Origin of the sequence: Streptomyces sp. NPDC058157, assembly GCF_042884105.1 — a bacterium.
GTDB lineage: Bacteria > Actinomycetota > Actinomycetes > Streptomycetales > Streptomycetaceae > Streptomyces.
In genome coordinates, this window is sequence record NZ_JBHVUQ010000305.1 from 1 (window position 1) to 6527 (window position 6527).

The 6527-nt window shown below is 73.8% G+C and carries 7 protein-coding genes; 5 read left to right on the top strand and 2 right to left on the bottom strand.

Annotation, left to right across the window (positions count from 1 at the left end; translation table 11 throughout):
• Both ACFVXK_RS36390 and ACFVXK_RS36395 read right to left on the bottom strand, forming a co-directional pair.
• Nucleotides 1-593: acyl-CoA dehydrogenase family protein (locus tag ACFVXK_RS36390; protein WP_389620974.1), on the bottom strand; the 593-nt coding region annotated here is incomplete at its 3' end.
• The gene (locus ACFVXK_RS36395; protein ID WP_389620977.1) at nucleotides 593-1738 is read right to left on the bottom strand and encodes an acyl-CoA dehydrogenase family protein; all 1146 of its coding nucleotides are present in this window, start codon (nucleotides 1736-1738) and stop codon (nucleotides 593-595) included. The genes ACFVXK_RS36390 and ACFVXK_RS36395, both read right to left, overlap by 1 nt.
• A 62-nt stretch (nucleotides 1739-1800) precedes the next feature.
• On the opposite strand from ACFVXK_RS36395, the gene ACFVXK_RS36400 reads away from it, so the two are divergent.
• The 5 genes from ACFVXK_RS36400 to ACFVXK_RS36420 form a co-directional block, all read left to right on the top strand.
• Nucleotides 1801-2607 carry an SDR family oxidoreductase gene (locus tag ACFVXK_RS36400; RefSeq protein ID WP_389620980.1) on the top strand — a complete coding sequence of 269 codons (807 nt, stop codon included), beginning with the start codon at nucleotides 1801-1803 and terminating at the stop codon, nucleotides 2605-2607.
• A gap of 15 nt (nucleotides 2608-2622) precedes the next feature.
• On the top strand, nucleotides 2623-3273 hold the full coding sequence (locus ACFVXK_RS36405) for a TetR/AcrR family transcriptional regulator (RefSeq protein WP_389620983.1): 651 nt from the start codon (nucleotides 2623-2625) through the stop codon (nucleotides 3271-3273).
• A 30-nt stretch (nucleotides 3274-3303) separates the two neighbouring features.
• On the top strand, nucleotides 3304-4461 hold the full coding sequence (locus ACFVXK_RS36410) for an acetyl-CoA C-acetyltransferase (protein ID WP_389620986.1): 1158 nt from the start codon (nucleotides 3304-3306) through the stop codon (nucleotides 4459-4461).
• A gap of 203 nt (nucleotides 4462-4664) precedes the next feature.
• A complete protein-coding gene (locus tag ACFVXK_RS36415) occupies nucleotides 4665-4868 on the top strand; it encodes a cold-shock protein (RefSeq protein WP_125816912.1) in 204 nt (67 codons plus the stop codon).
• A 101-nt stretch (nucleotides 4869-4969) separates the two neighbouring features.
• Nucleotides 4970-6527, top strand: a 1558-nt coding sequence (locus tag ACFVXK_RS36420; RefSeq protein ID WP_389620990.1) for a DEAD/DEAH box helicase, incomplete at its 3' end; no start/stop codon positions are given.

A 6527-nucleotide genomic window follows, 5' to 3' on the forward strand; every position in this document is an offset into this window, starting at 1 on the left:
GCCGTGCCCGGGGCCGAGGCCGGGGCCGCGCCCGGGGCCGGAGCGGAGGCCGCACCCGTGTCCGGCACCGCTGCCGCGCCCGGGGCCGGGGCGGAGGCCGAAGCCGCGCCCGGGGCCCCCGCCGTGCCCGGCGCCGCCCCGGCCCCCGCCCCCGACACCGTGAAGCAGTACTCCGCCGCGTCCGCGTCCAGGGCGTACGGGGAGCCGCCCGGCAGGGTCAGGGTGGCCAGGGCGTCACCGGCCACCAGCCCCGGGAGGAACCGTTTCGCCGGGCCCTCCTCGCCGAGCCGGGCCAGCTCCCCCAGCAGCACCACCGCCGCGGCCGTCTCCACCGCAGGGCCCGCCACCCCCGCCCGCCCCAGCTCCACGAAGGCCAGGGCCGTCTCCACCGGGAGCGGCCCCAGCCCCTCGTACGCCTCCGGCGCGGCCAGCGCCCACAGGCCGGTGTCCGCGAGCCGGGAGCACAGGGCCAGCCCGGGCCCGTGGTCCCCGGCCGCCCAGGCCCGCACCGTCGCCGGGACCTGTGCCGCGGCCAGCAGGGAGCGCAGGGTGCGGACGAAGTCGCCCTGTTCACCGGTCGGCTGGAAGCGCATCAGCGGCGGCCCTTCGGAAGGCCGAGCAGCCGCTCGGCGATGATGTCGCGCTGGATCTCGTTCGTCCCCGCGTAGATCGGACCGGCCAGCGAGAACACCCACGGCTCGGCCCACGGCCCGTCCGCCAGCTCCGCCTGCGGACCCAGCAGGTCCAGGGCCGTCTCGTGCAGGGCGATGTCGTACTGGGACCAGAACACCTTGTTCAGGCTGGACTCGGCCCCGATCGATCCGCCCGCCGCGAAGCGGGTGGCTCCGGCCCAGGTGAACAGCTCGTAGGCACGCGCCCCCACCACCGCGTCCGCGACCCGGTCGCGCAGCGCCGTGTCCGCCGGGTCCCCCCGCTCCTGCCACAGGGCGGCCAGCCGGCCGGCGGCGGCCAGGAACCGGCCGGGGGAGCGCAGGGTCAGCCCGCGCTCGTTGCCGGTGGTCGACATCGCGATCCGCCAGCCCTGCCCCGGCTCCCCGATCACGTCCTCGTCGGGGACGAACACCCGGTCCAGGAACAGCTCCGCGAAGGCCGGCTTGCCGTCGAGCCGTCCGATGGGCCGTACCATCACGCCCGGCGCGCGCAGGTCGAACATCAGGTACGTCAGCCCCTGGTGCGGCCGGGCGGCACCCGGATCGCTGCGGAAGATGCCGAAGGCCCGGTCGGCGAAGGCGGCCCGCGAGGACCAGGTCTTCTGCCCCGACAGCAGCCAGCCGCCCTCGGTGCGCTCCGCCCGCGACCTCAGCGAGGCCAGGTCGGAGCCCGACTCGGGCTCGGACCAGGCCTGCGCCCAGATCACCTCGCCGCTCGCCATGGACGGCAGCACCCGCGCCCGCTGCCCGGGCGTGGCGTGGTCGAAGAGGGTCGGGGCCAGCAGGCTGACGCCGTTCTGCGAGACCCGGCCGGGCGCGCCCGCTGCCCAGTACTCCTCCTCGAAGACCAGCCAGCGCTCGATGTCCGCGCCCCGGCCCCCGTACTCCTCGGGCCAGGACACCGCCGACCAGCGGCCGGCGTGCAGCTCCGCCTCCCACGCGCGGTGCGCCGCGAAGCCCTCCCCGGTCTCCAGCGAGGGCAGGGGCACGTCCGGCACGTGCTCGTGCAGCCAGGCCCGGGCCTCGGCCCGGAAGGCCGCCACCTCGGGGGAGTGGTCGAGATCCATCAGCCGTCCGCCTCCTTGCGCACGCCTTCCCTAACAAGTGTTTGGTAGGTTAACGTACGGCCATGAGCAGCGTCGAGGAGTCCCGCAACGAGGCGCCCGCCTACGTCCCCGCCCACGGTCTGCTGCGCGGCCGCACCGCCGTCGTCACGGCAGCGGCCGGCGCGGGCATCGGCGGCGCCACCGCCCGCCGCTTCCTGGAGGAAGGGGCCCGCGTCCTGATCGGCGACGCCCACGCCCGCCGCCTGAAGGAGACCGAGACGGCCCTCGCCGCCGAGTTCGGCGCGGACAAGATCGCCTCCCTGCCCTGCGACGTCACCGACGAGGACCAGGTCCGGGCCCTGTTCGCGCACGCCGCGCGGCTCCACGGCGGCCTCGACGTCGTGGTCAACAACGCCGGGCTCGGCGGCACCGCCGACCTCGTCGACATGACCGACGAACAGTGGACCCGCGTCCTCGACGTCACCCTGAACGGCACCTTCCGCTGCACCCGCGCCGCCCTGCGCGCCTTCAAGGACTCCGGCCGCGCGGGCGTGGTCGTCAACAACGCCTCCGTCGTCGGCTGGCGCGCCCAGACCGGCCAGGCCCACTACGCCGCCGCCAAGGCCGGGGTGATGGCCCTGACCCGCTGCGCGGCGCTGGAGGCCGCCGGGTTCGGCGTACGGGTCAACGCGGTCGCCCCGAGCCTGGCCATGCACCCGCACCTGGTGAAGGTCACCAGCGAGGAGCTGCTGGCCGAACTCACCGCCCGCGAGGCGTTCGGCCGGTACGCCGAGCCCTGGGAGGTCGCCAACGTCATCGTCTTCCTGGCCAGCGGCTACTCGTCCTACATGACGGGCGAGACCGTCTCCGTCAGCAGCCAGCGCGCCTAGCCCCAGAATGGGCCCGTGCCAACGAACAAGCCGGCCGCAGAGCCGACCGCCGAGCCGCGCGCGAAGAAGAAGCCGCAGGTGACCGCCTCGCCCGAGCGGCGCCGCGAGCTCCTCCACACCGCCGCCGAGGTCTTCGCCGCCCAGGGCTACAACGCCACCACCGTCCGCAAGATCGCCGACGCCGCCGGGATGCTCGCCGGCAGCCTCTACTACCACTTCGATTCCAAGGAATCGATGCTCGACGAGATCCTCTCGGCCTTCCTGAACGAGCTGTGGGAGGGCTACGACACCGTCCTCGCCGCGGACCTCGGCCCCAGGGAGACCATCGAGGCCCTCGTCACCGAGTCCTTCCGGGAGATCGACCGGCACCGCGCCGCCGTCGCGATCTACCAGAAGGAGGCCCGCACCCTCTCCGCGCAGCCCCGCTTCCACTACCTCTCCGACTCGCAGGTGAAGTTCGAGGAGGCGTGGCTGGGGACGCTGGAGCGGGGGGTCGCCGCCCGGGTCTTCCGGGCCGACCTCGACATCCGCCTCACCTACCGCTTCGTGCGCGACACGGTGTGGGTCGCGGCGTCCTGGTACCGGCCGGGCGGACAGCACAGCCCCGAGGAGATCGCCCGCCAGTACCTGTCGATGGTGCTCGACGGGATCGCCGTACGCCCCTAGAACGCCCGCAGCCAGCAGAGGAGCCCCCCGATGCCCGAGGCCTACATAGTCGACGCCGTACGCACCCCCGTGGGCCGGCGCGGCGGCGGCCTGTCCCAGGTCCACCCCGCGGACCTGGGCGCGCACGTGCTCAAGGCGCTCGTCGAGCGCAGCGGGGTGGACCCGGCCGCCGTGGAGGACGTGGTGTTCGGCTGCCTCGACACGGTGGGCCCGCAGGCCGGGGACATCGCCCGCACCGCCTGGCTGGCCGCCGGGCTGCCCGAGGAGGTCCCCGGGGTCACCGTCGACCGGCAGTGCGGCTCCTCCCAGCAGGCCGTGCACTTCGCCGCCCAGGGCGTGCTCTCCGGCACCCAGGACCTGGTCGTCGCGGGCGGCACCCAGAACATGTCGATGATCCCGATCGCCTTCGCCTCCCGGCAGGCGGCCGAGCCCCTCGGCCTCACCGAGGGCCCCTACGCGGGCTCGGCGGGCTGGCGCGCCCGCTACGGCGACGCCCCCGTCAACCAGTTCCACGGGGCGCAGCTCATCGCGCGGAAGTGGGGGATCTCCCGGCGGGACATGGAGGAGTTCGCCCTCGGCTCCCACCGGCGGGCGGTCCGCGCCATCGACGAGGGCCGCTTCGCCCGCGAGACCGTCCCGTACGGGGACGTGACCGTGGACGAGGGCCCGCGCCGCGACACCACCCTGGAGAAGATGGCCGCGCTGAAGCCGGTCGTCGAGGGCGGCACCATCACGGCGGCCGTCTCCTCCCAGGTCTCCGACGGCGCGGCGGCGATGCTGATCGCCTCCGAGCGGGCGGTCGCCGAACACGGCCTCACCCCCCGCGCCCGCATCCACCACCTGTCGGTACGCGGCGAGGACCCCATCCGGATGCTGTCCGCCCCGATCCCGGCCACCGCCCACGCGCTGAAGAAGACGGGCCTGACCCTCGACGCGATCGACCTGGTCGAGATCAACGAGGCCTTCGCCCCCGTCGTGCTCGCCTGGCTGAAGGAGACGGGCGCCGACCCCGCCAGGGTGAACGTCAACGGCGGCGCCATCGCCCTGGGCCACCCGCTGGGCGCGACCGGCGTGAAGCTGATGACCACGCTCCTGCACGAACTGGAACGCACCGGCGGCCGCTACGGCCTCCAGACCATGTGCGAGGGCGGCGGCCAGGCCAACGTGACGATCATCGAACGCCTCTGACGCGGGCGCCTCTGGCGCGGGCGACGCCCCCGCGCCGGCGGCAGTGGCAGCGGTTTCCCGCCGAGGTGTGCTAGCGTGGAGGCGTTGCAGTTGTGGTACCCATGAACTTTATGTGCGCCTGACGGGATTGCTCCTCAGGCGCTTTTATCGTTTTTGCCGGATTCTCCCGGATGGGGCCCTTGCCGCCTATTCAGGAGATTCAAATGGCTAACGGTACCGTGAAGTGGTTCAACTCGGAAAAGGGCTTCGGCTTCATCGAGCAGGACGGCGGCGGCCCGGACGTCTTCGCCCACTACTCGAACATCGCCACCTCTGGCTTCCGTGAGCTGACCGAGGGTCAGCGCGTGACGTTCGACGTCACCCAGGGCCAGAAGGGCCCCCAGGCGGAGAACATCCTCCCCGCCTAAGTTCTTCAGCATGCCGGGGTCCGCGCCGCGAGGTGCGGGCCCCGGCTTGTCTGCTGTCTCGACCTTTGCATGACCTGCCGGTTTCAGGAGGGCTTTCTCGCATGACCAGCTCCAGCTCCGCACGACCCAGCCGCCGCCCCACCCGGGGTCGAGGTGCGGCCCAGGGGCGTCCGAAGGCTGGCGCGGGACGGCAGAAGTCCGCCCCCGTCGCCCGGCCCCAGGAATTCACCATGCCCGAACCGCAGGTCCCGGCCCTCCCGCCGGTCGCCGCGTTCGAGGACATGGACATGCCCGAGGCGCTGCTGAAGACCCTCGCCGCCCAGGGCGTCACCGAACCCTTCCCCATCCAGGCCGCGACCCTGCCGAACTCCCTCGCGGGCCGGGACCTCCTCGGTCGCGGCCGCACCGGCTCCGGCAAGACCCTCGCCTTCGGCCTGGCCCTCCTCGCCCGCACCCACGGCCGCCGCGCCCAGCCCAAGGCCCCGCTCGCGCTGGTCCTCGTACCGACCCGCGAGCTCGCCCAGCAGGTCACCGACGCCCTGACCCCGTACGCCACGGCCGTCAACCTGCGCGTCGCGACCGTCGTCGGCGGCATGTCCATCAACCGGCAGGCCGGCGCGCTGCGCCGCGGTGCCGAGGTGCTCGTCGCCACCCCCGGCCGCCTCAAGGACCTCATCGACCGCGGTGACGCCGACCTCTCGCAGGTCTCGATCACCGTCCTCGACGAGGCCGACCAGATGACCGACATGGGCTTCATGCCGCAGGTCACCGCCCTGCTCAAGCAGGTCGAGGCCGGCGGCCAGACCATGCTGTTCTCGGCGACCCTCGACAAGAACGTCGACAAGCTCGTCAAGATGTTCCTGGACGACCCGGTCGGCCACTCCGTCGACCCGTCGGCCGGCGCGGTCACCACCATGGAGCACCACGTCCTGTACGTCATGGACGAGACCGACAAGAAGGCCGTGGCCACGCGGATAGCCGCCCGCGACGGCCGGGTCATCATGTTCGTCGACACCAAGCGCGGCGTCGACCGCATGGTCAAGAAGCTCCTCGCCGAGGGCGTGCGCGCCTCCGGCCTGCACGGCGGCCGCTCCCAGCCGCAGCGCAACCGCACCCTGGACTGGTTCAAGACCGGCGAGGTCACCGCGCTGATCGCCACCAACGTGGCCGCGCGCGGCATCCACATCGACGACCTCGACCTCGTCGTCAACGTCGACCCGCCCACCGACCACAAGGACTACCTGCACCGCGGCGGCCGCACCGCCCGCGCCGGCGAGTCCGGCAGCGTCGTCACCCTGGTCCTGCCCGACCAGAAGCGGGACATGACCCGGCTGATGTCGGACGCCGGGATCTCCCCGCGCACCGCCCAGATCAAGTCCTCCGACGAGGAACTCGCCCAGCTGACCGGCGCCCGCGAGCCCTCCGGCATCCCCGTCGTCCTGGAGGTCCCCCAGCCGCCCGCGCAGCCCAAGGCGCGCAGCGGCTCCGGTTCGGGCTCGGGTTCCTCGCGCCGCCGCTCGGGCGGCGGCCAGCGCTCCGGCGCCTCCGCCGCCCCCGCCTCCGGCGGCCGCGGCCGCCGCACCGGCTCCGGAGCCTCCGGCCAGGCCCCCGCCGGCTCCGGCTCGGGCCAGCCCCGGCGCGCCCAGGGCGGCGGCCAGG